At 61.9% G+C, this 13,680-nt stretch carries 13 protein-coding genes; 7 read left to right on the top strand and 6 right to left on the bottom strand.

Annotated elements, in window-relative coordinates:
- The first annotated feature begins 111 nt into the window (after positions 1 to 111).
- The gene (locus GSQ90_RS09605; RefSeq protein ID WP_158814616.1) at positions 112 to 852 is read left to right on the top strand and encodes a GntR family transcriptional regulator; all 741 of its coding nucleotides are present in this window, start codon (positions 112 to 114) and stop codon (positions 850 to 852) included.
- A 57-nt stretch (positions 853 to 909) separates the two neighbouring features.
- On the opposite strand, the gene GSQ90_RS09600 is transcribed toward GSQ90_RS09605, so the two are convergent.
- The 6 genes from GSQ90_RS09600 to GSQ90_RS09575 form a co-directional block, all read right to left on the bottom strand.
- Entirely contained in the window at positions 910 to 1,557 is a 648-nt protein-coding gene (locus GSQ90_RS09600; protein ID WP_158814615.1) for a class II aldolase/adducin family protein, read from the bottom strand.
- A 62-nt stretch (positions 1,558 to 1,619) separates the two neighbouring features.
- Positions 1,620 to 2,897 carry a 3-oxo-tetronate kinase gene (otnK, locus tag GSQ90_RS09595; protein ID WP_158814614.1) on the bottom strand — a complete coding sequence of 426 codons (1,278 nt, stop codon included), beginning with the start codon at positions 2,895 to 2,897 and terminating at the stop codon, positions 1,620 to 1,622.
- Positions 2,898 to 2,963: 66 nt separating this feature from the next.
- The gene (locus tag GSQ90_RS09590) at positions 2,964 to 3,983 is read right to left on the bottom strand and encodes a transketolase family protein (protein ID WP_158814613.1); all 1,020 of its coding nucleotides are present in this window, start codon (positions 3,981 to 3,983) and stop codon (positions 2,964 to 2,966) included.
- Positions 3,980 to 4,843 carry a transketolase gene (locus GSQ90_RS09585; RefSeq protein WP_210254870.1) on the bottom strand — a complete coding sequence of 288 codons (864 nt, stop codon included), beginning with the start codon at positions 4,841 to 4,843 and terminating at the stop codon, positions 3,980 to 3,982. Before GSQ90_RS09585 ends, GSQ90_RS09590 begins: the two co-directional genes overlap by 4 nt.
- Before the next feature lie 71 nt (positions 4,844 to 4,914).
- Positions 4,915 to 6,162 (bottom strand): aminotransferase class III-fold pyridoxal phosphate-dependent enzyme, encoded by a 1,248-nt coding sequence (locus GSQ90_RS09580; RefSeq protein WP_158814612.1) that lies wholly within the window; start codon positions 6,160 to 6,162, stop codon positions 4,915 to 4,917.
- 66 nt (positions 6,163 to 6,228) lie between these two features.
- The gene (locus GSQ90_RS09575; protein WP_158814611.1) at positions 6,229 to 7,044 is read right to left on the bottom strand and encodes an SDR family NAD(P)-dependent oxidoreductase; all 816 of its coding nucleotides are present in this window, start codon (positions 7,042 to 7,044) and stop codon (positions 6,229 to 6,231) included.
- 127 nt (positions 7,045 to 7,171) lie between these two features.
- On the opposite strand from GSQ90_RS09575, the gene GSQ90_RS09570 reads away from it, so the two are divergent.
- From GSQ90_RS09570 to GSQ90_RS09545, 6 genes are read left to right on the top strand one after another with little or no spacing between them, the layout of a single operon-like run.
- On the top strand, positions 7,172 to 8,293 hold the full coding sequence (locus GSQ90_RS09570; protein WP_158814610.1) for an ABC transporter ATP-binding protein: 1,122 nt from the start codon (positions 7,172 to 7,174) through the stop codon (positions 8,291 to 8,293).
- Complete coding sequence (locus GSQ90_RS09565; RefSeq protein WP_158814609.1) at positions 8,290 to 9,159, top strand: ABC transporter permease; 870 nt, start codon at positions 8,290 to 8,292, stop codon at positions 9,157 to 9,159. Before GSQ90_RS09570 ends, GSQ90_RS09565 begins: the two co-directional genes overlap by 4 nt.
- A 26-nt stretch (positions 9,160 to 9,185) precedes the next feature.
- Positions 9,186 to 9,953: an ABC transporter permease gene (locus tag GSQ90_RS09560; RefSeq protein ID WP_158814608.1), complete on the top strand. Its 768-nt coding sequence runs from the start codon at positions 9,186 to 9,188 to the stop codon at positions 9,951 to 9,953.
- A gap of 31 nt (positions 9,954 to 9,984) precedes the next feature.
- On the top strand, positions 9,985 to 11,040 hold the full coding sequence (locus GSQ90_RS09555; RefSeq protein WP_158814607.1) for an extracellular solute-binding protein: 1,056 nt from the start codon (positions 9,985 to 9,987) through the stop codon (positions 11,038 to 11,040).
- A 6-nt stretch (positions 11,041 to 11,046) separates the two neighbouring features.
- Positions 11,047 to 11,406, top strand: coding sequence for a hypothetical protein (locus GSQ90_RS09550; RefSeq protein WP_158814606.1), 360 nt, complete (start codon positions 11,047 to 11,049; stop codon positions 11,404 to 11,406).
- A complete protein-coding gene (locus tag GSQ90_RS09545; RefSeq protein ID WP_158814605.1) occupies positions 11,403 to 13,643 on the top strand; it encodes a N,N-dimethylformamidase beta subunit family domain-containing protein in 2,241 nt (746 codons plus the stop codon). Before GSQ90_RS09550 ends, GSQ90_RS09545 begins: the two co-directional genes overlap by 4 nt.
- Positions 13,644 to 13,680: the final 37 nt, after the last annotated feature.

Genomic DNA, 13,680 nt, shown 5'->3' with positions numbered 1-13,680 from the left:
TGCTGCTGTGCAGGCCGGGGCGATCAGGGCTGCCCATCATCGATAAAGAAGCAAGGCACGTTTCGTGCAATAGCCTTCCAAGAGTGAAGCGCCGCGCCTGAACGGCGCAAGATGACGCAGGTGTTCATGGATCATTCGCAGATACGCCATCAGAGCCTGGCGACCAAAGTATTCGGGATCGTTCGCAATGCGATCATTTTGGGAGAATTGGCTCCTGGAAGCCTCCACTCCGTGCAGGAGATTGCCGAAAAGCTGAAAATTTCAAGAACGCCCGTGCGCGAAGCTTTATTGAAGCTCGAAGAGCAAGGCATGGTCAGTTTCGAGCGCAATCGCGGGGCTCGAATATTAGAGACGACCGTGCATGATCTCGAGGAGATATTCAGCCTTCGCGTCCTCCTTGAAGTGCCTTCGGCCTATAAGGCTGCAAAGCGAGCGACGCCGGCCGATATCAAGAGGTTGCGCCACGCCCTCGAGGAAGTAGAAAGCGCCTATCGAACCAACTCCCCAAACGTCCGCGCGCATCTGGAGCCGGACGCCCGCTTTCATCGATCCATCGCGCTGATTTCCGGCAGCCGCCGGCTTGCGGGCATCCTGGATAATCTGTTCGACCAGCAGATGATCGCCAACGGCACTTCCGGCGGCTTCACGCGTGGAATGGCGGAAATCTCAGAGGACCACAAACGCATCTATGACGCGATCGCCGCCCAGGATCCATCCGCCGCCGCCGTGGCCATGCGCGACCACTTGATCATCAGTTCACGCGCGATCGTCGCCAAAGAAACTGGAGATTCCGAAGCGGACAGCGCCTTCGAACTTCTCTATCCCGATTTCCTCTCCATGAATATGGGATGACGAGGACAGTACGGTCTGAAACGCACGGTTAGTGGAAACTTCACTACGCCCCGTGTCTCACCGGCCGTACGACTTGTAGCGCTCGCGGACAACGGCCATTTCCTCGCTGGTCAGGATAACGGGAGGGCCGATCTGCAGCGACAAGATATATTGCCTAGCGAGAACTTCGAGCTTCAAGGCGTTCGCCAACGCGTCGCTGAGATTTTTGGCGTGGCAGATCATCCCGTGATTGGCCAAAAGGCAGGCGGTCCGATCTTTGAGGGCGTCGGTGGCGACAATTGCGAGTTCAAGCGAGCCGAACGGCGCATATTCCGAGCAGGGAACGTCGTTTCCGCCATATGAGGCGATCATGTAATGGAAGGCTGGAATGGCGCGGCGCTGGCATGACAGAGCGACGCAGGCGTCGGGGTGAGCATGAATGACGGCCCAGGCGGCCGCTTTACGGCGATAGATATCAGCATGCATCGCCCATTCGCTCGACGGTCTGCCGGCGCCGGAAACCGCGCCGTCGAGCGCCGTTCGAACGAAACATTCCGGGGTGATATTTGCCCCGGTAGCGCCGGCTGGACTGATCAACATGCCCTCTCCCCAACGCGCGCTCACATTGCCGGCGCTGCCGCTGCTAAGGCCGAGCCTTTCGAGTTCGCGATAGGTTGCGCATAGCTCCAGGCGCAAAGAGCCTTCATCGGAGAAGTTTTCTGACATTGGCGGTCCCGCAACGAAAAAAGGCGAATCGACAGCGCGTTCTGTCGATGTCTGAGCAGATTCTAATTCTCGCCGCGCGCCATGCTTTCCAGCATAGGTAAGAACATGTTCTCTGGTCCGAGCTTCCCGGATTTCAGACAGAAGGCCATTGTGGGGGAGCCTTCGGATAAGGCCTGGGCGATGCCAGGCGCTTTATAGGCGCCGACGCGCAGGCGACGAATGTTCAAATGCTCCAACACGGCTCCCGACGTCTCGCCGCCAGCGATCAGGAAGCGCGTCACCCCCACCTCGCGAAGCTTTACAGCGATGCGCCCGAGGATTGTTTCAGCCATGTTCGCCGCCTCGCGCTGTCCCATCTGCGACTGAACATTCCGGACGACATCAGCGGGAGCGGAGGTGCCGATCGCCACGGGTCCCTCGCCGAGAAGCGGAATGGCCCAATCGACGGCGTCCTGCGCGGCATCGCGATTGGCGGCGCCCTGGAGATCGATAATCCGCACCGGCCGATGTAAGCCGAATATCTCGAGCTGCCTGAGCGACCTTTCCGCGCAGCTCCCAGACAATACGACGCCTCCACCAGTTACGGGAGGCAGCGTCGACCCGATCGCGCCGCTGGCGTCGCTCAAGCCCTGCTTGCGCCAGAACTTTGGATAATAGGCCGAGATCGACGAGTTCCCGGTCATCAACGGCCAGTCGACCGTCAGTTCGGCGATCGCCTCAAGATCTTCCGGCGTCGCCGCGTCGGCGATCGCGAAGGGCTTCTCCTGCGACAGCATGTCCGCGCTCCAGACGTTCATCGCCAAGAGTCCCGCGCGCACGACCTGCTGCGGCAGCAGGCCGACCCGCGTCTTCGTCTGCCGTTGCAGAACCCTCACCAGGTTGGGATCGGTCATGGGGGTGAGAGGATCGTAACGCCTAGGCGATTCAGAGATAAGCTGATCGTCCGCGAAGAGATGACCCTGAAACACGCGCCGGCCGACCTCAGGGTAGGACGGGCAGAACAGGGTCTGGCGAGCATGAGTGAGTTCACGCAAGACATCGGCGCAAGGACCGATATTGCCTTCATCAGTCGAGTCGAAGGTTGCGCAATATTTGAAAAATATCTGCCGGGCGCCGCAGTCGATCAAATGCTGCGCGGCGCTTCTGAAACTTTCGACCGCCTCGCGCCTGGGCGCAACGCGTGTGCGTAACGCGACGACGATCGCCTCTGTTTGCGCAGACGATTTCACCAGCGACGGATCGCTGACGAAATCGCAGCCTATGCCTTGGGCGCGCAGCATAGCCGCAACCTCAAGCCCTCCCGTCAGATCATCGGCGATAACGCCAAACAGCAGGGCCATCAGCGCGCCCCGCGGGGAGAAGTTGGCTTGACGCGTGTCCGGATCATGTTGCGCACGCCGTCCTCCTCACGCCGCGGACGAAGACGCAAGCATCGCCTTCCGCCTGCCGGCGGCGCGTTCATAGGCTTCCACGATGGCGTCGGCTGTGAGGCCAAACTTCGCGTGAAGATAGGGCGTCGACCCTCCTTCGGCGAATCGATCTTGGATGCCGACGCGTGCAAAACCAGTAGAAACGCCCGCTTCCAGCAGCGTCTCGGCGATCGCCGATCCGAGGCCGCCGATGATCGAGTGATTCTCGGCGACGACAATCAGTCCTGTGCGGCGCGCGGATTCGACGACCAGGGTCTCATCCAACGGTTTGATGGTCGGCATGTTCACGACGCCGGCGTCAATGCCATTTGCGGCAAGGCGGCGCGACGCCTCCATAGCGGCCGCGACCATCACGCCGCAGGCGATGATCACGCCATCGCGCCCTAGCCGCAAGATTTCTCCTTTGCCTGGCGTCAGGCTGCGCGGCAGGAGACCGGGGATCGCTGTGTCCGGGCGCTTCATCCGGAGATAGACGGGCCCATCGACCGTGAGAGCCGCCTCGACCGCCGCGCCCAGTTGCTCAGAACCCGAGGGCTCGATGATCGTCATATTCGGGAGGGCCCGCATCAATGCGATGTCGTCGATCGCTTGATGCGAAACGCCAAGCATCGTCGTCAGGCCGGGAAGGAAGCCCACGATCTTTACGGGCAACGCGGGATAGGCGACCTGGACGGCGACCTGATCGTAGCATCGGCGCGTCACAAACACGCAAAAGGAATGGACAAAAGGAATGTCGCCGCAACGCGCCATGCCCGCCGCCATTCCGATCATATTGGCCTCGGCAATGCCGGCGTCGACGAAACGATCGGGCAGTTCGCGGGCGAAAAGATCCGTTTCGGTCGAGCCGCGGAGGTCGGCGCACAGGCACACGATGCGCGGATCGCGCCGCGCAGCTTCGACGAGCGCATCGCCATAAAAGCGCGGAATGGCGTCGGCCGCGCCGCAGGCGATGAAATCCTCGACCTTGGCGCTTTCGCTGCTCGCCGTCGCGGTCATAATTGTTCTCCCGACAATTCAGCGAGCGCGCGTTGCGCAAGTTCGGGCGGCAGCCGCATCGTATGGCCAAGCACGCCTTCCAGCGAAGGCGCTCCCTTGCCGACGAGCGTTTCAGCAATGATGCAGGTTGGGCCCTTCTCATGGCGGCGCGCCCGTTCCAGCGCCGCCAAGATCGCTTCCAAATCGTTGCCGTCGACCGCATCGACACGAAAGCCGAAGCTCGCCCATTTTTCAGCGATCGGATTCATATCGACGACGGCGTCGATATGCCCTCCGACCTGCATCTTGTTGTAATCAAGGATGAGGCAAAGATTCGAAAGGCGATGGCTGCCAGCCGCCATAGCCGCTTCCCAAACCTGACCCTCCTGCATCTCGCCGTCGCCAAGCATGACGTAGACGCGATAACCGCGTCCACGACGCTGCGCGGAAAGCGCCATCCCGACGCCGACCGACAAGCCCTGACCGAGCGAGCCGCAGGTCGCCTCGATCGCAGGCCCAAGCCTTTCGGAGGCGTTGATTTCAAGCGGCGAACCATCCTGCGTATAGGTCGCAAGGAGCGCGTCCGGGATACAGCCGCGCGCCGCAAGCGTCGCGTAGAAGATCGCGGTATTATGCGCTGTCGATAGCAGAAAACGATCGCGGTCAGGCCATGTCGGATCGGCAGGATCAAGCCGCAATTCGGAAAAATAAAGCGCAGCGAAAAGATCGGCGGCGCCGAGGCCTTGCTGGACATAACCCTGCCCTGTCGGGGCGATCATCCGGATCACCTGTCGACGAAGCTCCTGGGCGATCGCGTGCAACTCGTCAGGGTCATGAATATGCGACGCCGGCTGACGCTCCTTGATCAATTCGCCATGCACAGAAAGACCCTTCCTCCCGTTCCGACGGCTTGTGGGCCAAAACGCCAGCCGTTCGTCATATTCCTGGACCGCTATCGCCCCATCGATCGCGCAACGACCTTCAGGGCGCCGTCCGTCGCTTCGAGAACCCGGTCGATCTCTTTAAAGCCATGCGCCGTTGACAAGAACATATTATGCCAGGGATGCATGTAGGCGCCGCGCCGGAGCGTCTCTAGGACGAATTGATTGCCGAGCGCGAAATCCCGGTCGTCTTCGAACAGAATTTGCGGCATCTGCACCGGACCTGTCTGTTTCAGCGACAGCCCATGGCGGCGCGCTTGCTCCGCCAGGCCTTCGCGAAGCCGCCTGCCCGACGCCTCCATCACCGCGATGGCGTTTGTCGCCTTGAGCTTGTTGATCGTCGCAATGGCGGCGGCCATAGGCGATGCTTCGCACCAGAACGAACCGGTGAGATAGACCTGCTGCGCCGCCTCTCGGAAACGATCATTTCCTGTAATGGCCGCGAGCGGATAGCCATTAGCGATGGCCTTGCTCCAAGCCGAGAGATCGGGCCGGACGCCCAATGGCTCCCAGCTTCCTCTCATATCGATGCGGAAACCAGCCCTGACGTCGTCGAGGATCAACGCCGCCTCCGCGTTGTCGCAGACCCTGCGCGCCGCGAGGGCGAAAGCGGCGCTCGGCATTTCCTGATCGCGCCTTGCGTCGTGGCGGAACGCCGTAACGAGCACCGCCGCGAGATCGGATCCTGCTTCGCGCGCGGCGCGATCGAGACTTTCGACGTCGTTGTATTCGAAGGTCAGGATATGGGCGCGGTCTTCGGCCGTGACGCCTGCGAGGGAAGGCGAGCACCAAGGAACAGCCCCATGATAGGAGCCCTTCGCCACAAGAATTTTGCGGCGCTGCGTCGTCGCCCGCGCGATGGTGACGCAGGATGTCGTCGCATCGGTCCCGTTCTTGGCGAACAAGGCCCAGTCGGCATGAGGGAGCGTATCGACGAGAAGCTCTGCAAGCTCGACCTGGCATTCGGCCGGCCCTGTCATCGTATCGCCGCGGCTGCGCTGCTGGGCGGCGGCGTTTTCCGCATCCGGATCGGCATGGCCGAGAATGATCGGGCCAAAGGAACACATCATGTCGACATATTCATTGCCATCGACGTCCCAGACCCGACAGTCGCGCGCTTGGCTGAAATATTGGGGATAGCCCGGCGGGAGACGGGCGACATTCATATGCCCCCACATGCCGCCAGGAATGACTTTCGTCGCGCGCCGACGCAGATCGGCGTCCCGCGTCAAATTCAGTGCTGAATCAACCCGGGTCATCCGCACACCTGTGTCAGTCGATCAATCGCTAAGATAATATATGATATATTTATAGCGTCAACAACGTCAGTTTCCCACTGACGCCTTGCTTCGTCGCTTGCGCGGTTGAGGGCTCGGCGCGGCGACACCCATGATGCCGGCCGTCTCGCCGCCATCGACGGCGAAGACGACGCCGTTGATGAAGGACGACGCGGGAGACAGAAGAAATGAGATTGCGGAGGCGACCTCGCCCGCCTCTCCGAGGCGCCGCATCGGAATGCGGCTGGAGACCGCGGCGAGGAGATCGGGCGCCTCGACCACGCGCGCCATCATGCGCGTGGCGATCTGGCCCGGACACAGAACATTGAAGCGGACCTCCTCTCCAAGTTCAATGGCGAGCGCTTTGGCCAGCCCGATCAATGCCGCCTTCGTGGCGCAGTAGACCGACAGCCCATCCTCGCCGCCGCGGCCCGCCACCGAGGAGATAAACACAACAGAGCCGCGCGCCGCTCTGAGGCCCTTCAACGCCGCGCGCGTCACCAGAAACGCGCTGCGGGCGTTGATCGCGAACAGCTTATCCCAATCCGACGCTTCACAATCCTCGAAGCGCTTGCGAACGCCGACGCCGGCGTTGTTCACAAGGCCAGCAATACGTCCCTCGCCAAGCTCTTCGGCGCGGGCCACCAGACGCTGGATGATTTTTTCTTCCGTAAGGTCGCCCGGCACATAGCTCAAGCCCGCGCGGCTTGCTTCAAGCTCGAGACCCGCCCGCTCGCTGCGCCCCTGAAACACGACTTGCCAACCTGACTCTGATAGTAATTCGACGCTCGCGCGCCCAATGCCGTGCGTTCCGCCCGTGACGATGGCGACCGGTCCAGTCGATCGAGTTTTGCTCTTCGCCATAAGGAGAACCTCTCTGTCATCGCATCGCCTCATCCGGCGCCAAAAGGGCTGCGATCAGGCCCAGCGTCTTTTTGGTTGCGGAGCGGAGAGAGTAAGATATATTATATATTACGAATTGACACTCTCGATGAGCAAGTATTTGCACGAGCGACGAAATTCATCGATTGCCGTCGGATCCGCGGGTCAGGTGGCGGTGCGCGACCTGGTCAAACGCTATGCCGATGTCGTGGCGGTCAATGGCGTCAGCCTTGATGTCCGCGGCGGTGAATTTCTGGCGCTTTTGGGTCCGTCGGGCTCCGGCAAGACGACAATCTTGATGAACATCGCCGGATTCGACTTTCCCGATTCCGGACGCATCGAGATTAGCGGCCGCGACGTGACCTGGATGTCGCCTGACAAGCGTGACCTTGGCATGGTGTTCCAGCGCTACACGCTATTTCCGCACATGAGCGTCCTCGACAACATCGCTTTTCCCCTAAGAATGCGCAAAGTCGGGCGAGCCGAGCGCGAGAAGCGCGCGCGCGCGGCTCTTCAGACGGTCCGTCTCGATGGCTACGGGGACCGCCGGCCAGCGCAATTGTCGGGAGGACAGCAGCAACGCGTCGCGCTCGCGCGCGCCATCGTCTACAATCCGCAGGTCCTGCTGATGGACGAGCCCCTCTCTGCGCTCGATAAAAACCTGCGCGAAGAAATGCAGATCGAGATCAAGCATCTTCAGCGCAAACTTGGCGTCACGGTCATTTTCGTCACGCATGACCAGACCGAAGCTCTGACGATGGCCGATCGGGTCGCGGTCTTGAACCTCGGCGCGCTCCAGCAGATCGGCGCCCCGAAAGATCTCTATGAGGCGCCGGCGACCGAATTCGTCGCGGGCTTCATCGGCGAGAGCAATTTCTGGCCCGGAATCGCGACAAGCGACGCCGCAGCCAACGAACAACTCGCGGTCCAGCTTGAAGGCGGCGAAATCGCCCAGGCCTGCGCGGCGACCCCGCTTCGCAAGGGAACCCAAGTCCGCCTCGCCGTCCGCCCGGAACGCGTCCGGCTCGGACCGGCGGCGGCGGGCGGGGTCGGCGGAACGGTGGAGGAAGCGATCTATGCGGGCAGCGTCACGACATTGATGCTGCGCACGAAGGGGCCGATTCTGCGCGCGAGGCTCTCGGCGGGCGATGAAACAGCGGAACCGCGGCCTGGCGCGGACCTATCCCTCACATGGCGCCCGCAGGATGCGCGGGCTTATCCCACATCATGACAAAGCGGCCCACAAGCTTCACGCTCGGCGGCCGCACCTACAGTCCCGCGGCGAGCCTGCTGTTGGCGACGCCGTTCATCCTGGTGATGATTCTCGCTTTTCTTCTGCCGCTTTTTACCCTGCTGCACGAGAGCCTCTCCGTTCCCAAATTCAATCTCGACAATTACGCGAGGGTCTTCGACCAAGAGGTCTATCTGCGCGTCATGCTGCGCACGTTGCGCATTTCCGCTCTGGTGACGATCGCGGCGCTACTGCTTGGTTATCCGCTCGCTTGGCTGATCGCGCGCAGCCGCGGTCTATTGCTCGGGCTTCTGCTGATCGCCGTTCTTTTGCCGCTTTGGACTTCGGTGCTGGTGCGCACCTATGCGTGGCTCGTGCTGTTGCAGCGCAATGGCGTGGTCAATCAGATCCTCACCGCGCTCGGCCTGGTCGACGCCCCCGTGCAGTTCCTCTACACGGAAGGCGCGGTGGTTCTGGCGATGAGCCATGTCCTCCTGCCCTTCATGGTTCTGCCGCTTTACGCCGCGTTGCGCGGCATCCCTGACGATTATATGCGAGCAGCCCAGGTTCTGGGAGCGGGCGGCTTCGCCGCCTTCCGCCATGTGGTCTTGCCGCTGACGCTTCCCGGCGTCGCGTCGGGATGCCTTATGGTGTTCCTCCTTGCGCTCGGTTTTTTTGTGACGCCGGCGCTCGTCGGCGGCCCCCAGCAAATGATGCTGGCGACTTTGGTGCAGCAACAGGTGACTGAGTTGCTCGATTGGCCCTTCTCGGGCGCCATCATCGGCGTGCTTCTTGCTTTTGTTCTCTGCCTCGTCTTGATCTTCAACCGCCTCATCAGGCTCGATCGCTTCGTGGGACAGGTATGAGGCGGCGCCGCACATCTTCCGGAATCATGACCGTCAGCGCCGTGGCTTATGCCGTGACCGTCTTCCTGCTGCTGCCCACAATTCTTATCATTCCGATGTCCTTTGGTCCGGATCGTTATTTGCACTTCCCGCCCAACGGCTTCACGTTGCACTGGTACGCTGAATTCTTCGCAGATCCGGAATGGGTCGACTCGACGCTGTTCAGCTTGAGGATCGCCGTGCTGACGATGATCGTCGCGACCGTCGTCGGCACGCTCGTCTCCCTTGCTTTGGTGCGCGGCCGCTTGCCGGGCAAGTCCTTGTTCGAACTTCTCGTTGTCGGGCCGGTGATCGTGCCCAATATCGCGCTCGCCATCGCGATGTTCCTCGTCTTCGACCGGCTGCGCCTGACGGGAACGACCGTCGGCTTTGTCGTCGCGCATACGGCGCTCGCCCTGCCCTTCGTCATATTCACGTTGCTGGCGTCCCTTTATCGCTTCGACGCCGATCTTGAACGCGCCGCTCTATCCTGCGGAGCGGGACCGCTACGGGCTTTCTTTCACGTGACATTGCCCCTGATTGCACCCGGCGTCGTGTCGGCGGCGCTCTTCGCCTTCATCATCTCCTTCGATGAGCCAGTCATCTCGTTCTTCATTTCTGATCTCGATCACAAGTCGCTGCCGCGCAAGATGTTCGAGGATATCGATTACAATATTTCGCCGACCCTCGCCGCCGTGGCGACCATGCTCACGGGATTGACCTTGCTCGCGCTGACGGCAGGGCATTTCTTGAGGCGCGGCATGAGCCGAAGTTAGTTTTGCGCCATCGAACAGGAGGAGAGCACCCATGAGGATGACACGCCGTAGCCTGATCGCAGCAGCGGGAGCTGTTGCCGCTTTTCCCGCGCTTCGAAGCGCCCGAGCCGACCCAGGCGAGGTCATTGTCGCCACCACGGGCGGCCTGATGACCAACAGCTTGCAGACGCATTTTTACAAGCGCTTCGAAGCTGAGACCGGCATCCGTATCCGCGCCGTCGCGATTGAAATCCCGGACCAATGGGCGCGCGCCATCGCCGGCGAGCGTACCGGCAACGTGCCGTTCGACGTTGTGACGGCCACGCCTCCGGATCTTATCCAGCAAGCGGACATTCTTGAGACGCTCGACTGCGCCAATATGCCGGGGATCGTCGCCCATGCCTTGCCCAACAGTTGCGGCCCGAAAGGGTTGATCCGCACGGTGGGCGGCATGGTGCTGACCTGGAGCAAGAAAGCCTTCCCCAACGGCGGCCCTCAATCCTGGGCGGATTTCTTCGACACCGCCAAATTCCCCGGGCCGCGCTCCCTGCCGGACACGGGCGACCGCGAATGGTGGGTCCCACTGGCGGCGCTGATCGCCGATGGCGTGCCGCGCGACAAGCTGTTTCCGATGGATCTCGACCGCGCCTACAAGAAGCTCGACGCCATCAAGCCGCAGGTCGCGGTGTGGTGGAAGAGCGGCGACAATTCGATGCAGGTGCTGCGCGGCGGCGACGCCGTCATGAGCATGCTTTATTCCAGTCGCGCCGTGCCGCTGACCAAGAGCGGCGACTTCGATTTCACCTGGAACGGGTCCATACGCGACACGGGCAATTGGGCCGTGCTCAAGGGCAGCCCGAATATGCAGAACGCGTTAAAATTCCTGGACTTCTTCGTGCAGAACCCCACCGAGCACCTGCCGTTCAGCACCGAGGTCAGCTTCGATTCGAACAATAAGGAAGCGAGCGCGCAAGCGCCTCCCGAAGAGCGGCGCTATCGGCCAAGCTATCCCGAAAATTACGAGAAGCTGATCATCGCCGACTATGCGTGGATCGCCAGCGAGCGCGCCAAGATGCGCGAGCGCTGGGTGTCCTGGCTGACGCGGTAGCCGACCATGTTGGTCAATTATACGGCGGCCGCTCATTGGCCGATCGATGCGAGCCGCCTCGATCTCGTCGAGGAATTCCGCCGTAAGCCACGCGGCCCCCATGGGGATGAGCTGCAAAAGCTCCTGCATCGCATGCGCTGGTCCGGCGATTCCGAGGCGAGCGGCCGCTACGTGCTCGTCGTGAAGGAGCCCGGACGACGATGGGCGCTTGGCCGCTTGCCGCGGATGCGCGGCAAGCCGATCGAGATTCTGTCCAACCAGGTCTTCACCTCCATCGCCGAAGCGGAGTGGGAAGTATTCAAGCGGCGTTGGGAGGCGCTGACCGGGACCTCCCTGCCCCCATCGTTCAAGGAACCAATGGCATGACCGATACAACGGCCGTTCTGGGCTATGCATGGCCGCTGATCGTCTCGCCCGGCGAGCCGATCGCTTTCCACCTGTCGAGCAAAACGCTAGACGGCGCCGAGGCGACGCTGGTGCGCGTGCGATGCGCAGACCCGGATCCGAACGGACCGGGTCTGAAGCTGACGGAACTCGACTGCGCGATCAACGGACCGGTCGCCCTCGCCAATCAGCCCATTTATCCCGGTTCTTGCGCCATCATTCCAGATTCGCCGACGCTGGCGAAGCTTGGCGCGTTCACCGTCGGCGCTTTTCTCTGGCCGACCTTGCCCGGCGCCCGTCCGCAGACGATCCTGTCGCGCTGGCGGGAAGATATCAAGGCCGGCTGGCGGCTTGGCCTCGACGCCGATGGTTGTCTTGAGTTTGTGCTGGCCGCCAAGGGCCAGTCCTGGCGCGTCGCGTCGCGGCTTCCTCTATTGACCCGGGAATGGGTGCTGGCCGGCGGCGCCTACGATCCCGCTACCGGACGCATCAGCGTGATGGTCCGCAGCCTCGACCCACAAGCCGGACGCGACCGCAGCGTTGTCGTCGAGGGCGAAGGGCCGACATCGCTTTCCTGGCCCATGGATACTCCGCTCGTCATCGCCGCCCGCGCCAAAGACGCTGGCGACGCGGCCCTTTGCGAAGCCTTCTACGACGGAAAGATCGATCGCCCGCGCGTCTACGCCGCCGCGCTATCGATCGATGGGCTGCATCGCCTTTGCGAAGCCGCCACGCCCGCTGCCGCCGATCCTCTTCTGATCGCCGCCTGGGACTTCTCTCAGGATATCCCGACCGATCAGGTGCGCGATCTCTCGGCGCATCGACTGCACGGCGTGTTGCGCCAGATGCCGACGCGCGCGATGACGGGGGTCAATTGGAATGGAAGCAGCGAACGCTGGACCGAAGCGCCATCGCAATATGGAGCCATCCATTTCCATAGCGACGACATGGCGGACGCTGGTTGGGCCCCCACGCTTCATCTGACGACGCCAAGCGCTTGGCGCAGCGGCTTCTATGCGCTGCGGTTGCGAGCCAGGCAGGGGAACGCCGACCCGGTGGAAAGCTTTGTCGCGTTCTTTGTGCGCGCGGAACTCGGCAAGCCTCAGTCGCGGCTCGCCTTCGTCGCTAGCACGGGCACTTTCCTAGCTTACGCCAATAGCGCGCTTCGTCTTGACCAGGTGCATGCCGAAGCCATGCTGGAGGGGCTGCTCACGCTATCGCACGACGATCTCTACCTCCAGGAGCATCGCGAGCTCGGCCTCTCCACCTACGACACCCACAACGACGGAAGCGGCTGGAGCATCAGCACGGCCCGTCGCCCCATCCTTAATACGCGGCCGCGCGGCAATGTTTTCAACTATGGAAACGACACGCATTTGCTCGATTGGCTCGAGGAATTGGGGCAGTCCTACGATATCATTACCGACGACGATATCCATCGCCATGGCGTCCAGACGCTGGCGCCCTACGCCTGCGTCATCACAGGCTCGCATCCCGAATATATCAGTCGGGAAATATGGGACGCTTTCGACGCTTATCAGCAAGGCGGCGGTCGCCACATGTATCTTGGCGGCAATGGATTCTATTGGCGCATCGCCTATCATCCGACGCTGCCGCATACGATCGAGATGCGACGCGGCATGAGCGGATTGCGCACCTGGGAGGGAGAAGCGGGAGAAACCGCGCTTGCTTTTACCGGAGAACCGTCCTGTACGTGGCGGAGCAACGGACGCCCGCCTCAGCGCCTGCTCGGCGTCGGTTTCGATGGACAGGTATTCACAGAATCCTCTTTCTACCGCTGGCTCGACGGCGCTCGCGACCCCTCTGTAGCGTGGCTGACAGAGGGCGTCGATCTCGACGCGCCGCTGGGCGATTTCGGCCTGCGCGGCAATGGCGCGGCTGGCATCGAAATCGATCGCGTCGAACCAACGCTGGGCTCGCCGCCCGGCCTGGTATGGCTGGCGACGGCCGACCGCCTCGGTTACGGCGGAACGCCGACCCCTGAAGAACTGCGCACGCTGCATCGCGGCATCATGGGCGACCAAAATGCGCAAGTGAGGGCTGACCTCGCTTTCTTCCCTACGGCCAACGGCGGCGCTGTCTTTTCGACTGGCTCCATCGCCTGGGTCTGCGCTCTTTCGCATGCAGGCTATCGGAACAACGTCAGTCAGGTGACGGGCAATGTTCTCAGGCGCTTTCTGGACAGCACGCCTCTCTGAACAAACATCTATTCTTGAACGAAAACCGCGCTTGGCA

Source organism: Methylocapsa sp. S129 (assembly GCF_009765995.1).
In the GTDB taxonomy this organism is placed as follows: Bacteria; Pseudomonadota; Alphaproteobacteria; order Rhizobiales; family Beijerinckiaceae; genus Roseiarcus.
This window is presented reverse-complemented; position numbering and strand designations above follow the sequence as displayed.

What these genes read in the sequence shown, in the direction of transcription:
- GSQ90_RS09545 (WP_158814605.1), top strand. Translation starts at nt 11,403, where the DNA reads ATGACCGATACAACGGCCGTTCTGGGCTATGCATGGCCGCTGATCGTC.
- GSQ90_RS09575 (WP_158814611.1), bottom strand. Translation starts at nt 7,044, where the DNA reads ATGGCGAAGAGCAAAACTCGATCGACTGGACCGGTCGCCATCGTCACG.
- GSQ90_RS09565 (WP_158814609.1), top strand. Translation starts at nt 8,290, where the DNA reads ATGACAAAGCGGCCCACAAGCTTCACGCTCGGCGGCCGCACCTACAGT.
- otnK (WP_158814614.1), bottom strand. Translation starts at nt 2,897, where the DNA reads ATGGCCCTGCTGTTTGGCGTTATCGCCGATGATCTGACGGGAGGGCTT.
- GSQ90_RS09555 (WP_158814607.1), top strand. Translation starts at nt 9,985, where the DNA reads ATGAGGATGACACGCCGTAGCCTGATCGCAGCAGCGGGAGCTGTTGCC.
- GSQ90_RS09580 (WP_158814612.1), bottom strand. Translation starts at nt 6,162, where the DNA reads ATGACCCGGGTTGATTCAGCACTGAATTTGACGCGGGACGCCGATCTG.
- GSQ90_RS09600 (WP_158814615.1), bottom strand. Translation starts at nt 1,557, where the DNA reads ATGTCAGAAAACTTCTCCGATGAAGGCTCTTTGCGCCTGGAGCTATGC.
- GSQ90_RS09560 (WP_158814608.1), top strand. Translation starts at nt 9,186, where the DNA reads ATGACCGTCAGCGCCGTGGCTTATGCCGTGACCGTCTTCCTGCTGCTG.
- GSQ90_RS09605 (WP_158814616.1), top strand. Translation starts at nt 112, where the DNA reads ATGACGCAGGTGTTCATGGATCATTCGCAGATACGCCATCAGAGCCTG.
- GSQ90_RS09590 (WP_158814613.1), bottom strand. Translation starts at nt 3,983, where the DNA reads ATGACCGCGACGGCGAGCAGCGAAAGCGCCAAGGTCGAGGATTTCATC.
- GSQ90_RS09570 (WP_158814610.1), top strand. Translation starts at nt 7,172, where the DNA reads ATGAGCAAGTATTTGCACGAGCGACGAAATTCATCGATTGCCGTCGGA.
- GSQ90_RS09550 (WP_158814606.1), top strand. Translation starts at nt 11,047, where the DNA reads ATGTTGGTCAATTATACGGCGGCCGCTCATTGGCCGATCGATGCGAGC.